General features: G+C 73.1%; 2 protein-coding genes and 1 pseudogene. 2 read left to right on the top strand and 1 reads right to left on the bottom strand.

What is annotated here, in order from left to right:
- The first annotated feature begins 436 nt into the window (after positions 1 to 436).
- Both GWI24_RS43615 and GWI24_RS43610 read left to right on the top strand, forming a co-directional pair.
- On the top strand, positions 437 to 1,078 hold the full coding sequence (locus GWI24_RS43615; protein ID WP_037962091.1) for an IclR family transcriptional regulator: 642 nt from the start codon (positions 437 to 439) through the stop codon (positions 1,076 to 1,078).
- A gap of 90 nt (positions 1,079 to 1,168) precedes the next feature.
- On the top strand, positions 1,169 to 1,954 hold the full coding sequence (locus GWI24_RS43610) for a S16 family serine protease (protein WP_210951548.1): 786 nt from the start codon (positions 1,169 to 1,171) through the stop codon (positions 1,952 to 1,954).
- Here GWI24_RS43610 and GWI24_RS43605 read toward each other — a convergent pair.
- A pseudogene (locus GWI24_RS43605) lies at positions 1,893 to 2,106 on the bottom strand (MFS transporter); the annotation flags it as partial. The gene GWI24_RS43610 and the pseudogene GWI24_RS43605 sit on opposite strands and share 62 nt — an antisense overlap.

Raw genomic sequence — 2,106 nt, 5'->3', positions numbered from 1 at the left:
CCCCTGGACCCCGGGGTCTGGGGCGGAGCCCCAGTTTCGGGAAGGGGTGGGGAGGGGAGCGGCCGCCGCAGGCGTCACGATCCGTTGGACATCCGCGCGGCGACATGGGCGCAGGCGGTGATCCGCCCTGCGCAACCCCCTTTCGAAAAATTTCATGAACCGGTCGCAGACCCCCCTCATGAATCCGGGCAAACCGCAACGTTTCGGAGTTCTCTCGTACCGCACGCCTTGGCAGCTCCGCTCGGATTCTGGACAAACCCTTCCGCAAAGCGGACCGGCTCGCTAGCGTTCGGGCACGCACACGCCCCGTGGCAGCGTCGCCGCGGAGCGCAGCCGGTGCGTTACCACCGCGACCGGCGGCCTCTTCGCGCGCCGTCGTCGGGACCGGCGGGGCACCTCACGAAGAGCCGCCACTCATCACCGAGGAGGGGGCGTCGTGACCGCGGAGACCTCTCAGACGCTCGATCGGGGACTGCGCGTCCTCAAACTGCTCGCCGACACCGACCACGGGCTGACCGTGACCGAGCTGTCCAACAAGCTCGGCGTCAACCGCACCGTGGTCTACCGGCTGCTGGCCACCCTCGAGCAGCACTCCCTGGTCCGCCGGGACATCGGCGGGCGGGCGCGCGTCGGGCTCGGGGTGCTCCAGCTCGGCCGCCAGGTGCATCCGCTCGTACGGGAGGCGGCGCTGCCCGCGCTGCGCTCCCTCGCCGAGGACGTCGGCGCGACCGCCCACCTCACCCTGGTCGACGGCACCGAGGCACTCGCCGTCGCGGTCGTCGAGCCGACCTGGACCGACTACCACGTGGCCTACCGGGCCGGATTCCGGCATCCGCTCGACCGGGGCGCCGCCGGGCGCGCGATCCTCGCCGCCCGCGCCGGCCGCCCCGACGACCCCGGGTACGCCCTCACCCACGGCGAACTGGAAGCGGGCGCGAGCGGCGCGGCCGCCCCGCTCGTCGGGGTGACGGGGATAGAGGGCAGTGTCGGGGTCGTGATGCTCTGCGACTCGGTCCCGGAGCGCGTCGGCCCCCGGGTGGTCGACGCGGCCCGAGAGGTCTCGGACGCCTTGAGGTGAGGTCGCGGGTGTCATGAGCCCGCTCCCCGCAGTTCCCCGTGGGGCCGGGGTGGCGGCTCATGCTTCCCGGCGGTCAACTAGATTCACACCATGCCTGCCGTCTCCCGCCGCGCCCGCACCCTCGCGCTCTGCTCCGCGCCCGTGCTCGCCCTGCTCGCGGTGGCCGCGTTCGCGCCGCTGCCGTTCACCGTGGCCCAGCCCGGTTCGACCGTGAACGTCCTGGGCTCCGACCGCGGCAAGCAGGTGATCAGCGTCTCGGGGACCGGCACCCGCAAGACCGCCGGGCAGCTGCGGATGACGACGATCCTGGCGACCGGCCCGGACGCCACCGTGCGGGTGAAGGACGTGGTCAGCGGCTGGTTCGCCACCGACCGCGCCGTCATGCCGCATGACTCGGTCTACGTCGGCGGCACCACCAAGGAGATCGAGCGGCACAACGCCGAGGAGATGGAGGAGTCCCAGTCCTCGGCCACCAGCGCCGCGCTCGGCTATCTCCACCGCTCCCCGCGCGACGTCAAGGTCACCCTGCGCCTCGCCGACGTCGGCGGTCCGAGCGCCGGGCTGCTCTTCTCCCTCGGCATCGTCGACAAGCTGGACGGCGACGGCCGCGGCGGCGACCTCACCGGCGGCCGGACGATCGCGGGCACCGGCACCATCGACGCCAAGGGCAAGGTCGGGGCCGTGGGCGGGGTCCCACTGAAGACGCAGGCGGCCAAGCGGGACGGCGCCACGGTCTTCCTGGTGCCGAAGGCCGAGTGCGCCGACGCCACGGCCGAACTGCCCAAGGGACTGCGGCTGATCCCCGTCACCACCCTCAAGGGTGCGGTGACGGCTCTGCGGGCGCTGCGGTCGGGCGGCGCGGTCCCGCACTGCTGAGCGGCGTCGCCGCCCCCTCATCCACCGTCATCGCCGCCCCCTCGTCCATCCCGCGCCAGGCCGGGAAGACCAGCGGGCTGAGCGTGGCCAGGAAGTAGACACCGCCCGTCACCAGGAAGGCGGCGGTCAGCCCCACCCCCTCCACCAGGCAC

Origin of the sequence: Streptomyces sp. MK37H (assembly GCF_018035285.1) — a bacterium.
Lineage (GTDB): Bacteria > Actinomycetota > Actinomycetes > Streptomycetales > Streptomycetaceae > Streptomyces > Streptomyces endocoffeicus.
The sequence above is the reverse complement of the archived record's forward strand: the minus strand, read 5'-3'. Positions and strand labels throughout refer to the sequence as shown.

Coding starts and splice junctions, on each gene's coding strand:
- GWI24_RS43610 (WP_210951548.1), top strand. CDS start 1,169: ATGCCTGCCGTCTCCCGCCGCGCCCGCACCCTCGCGCTCTGCTCCGCG.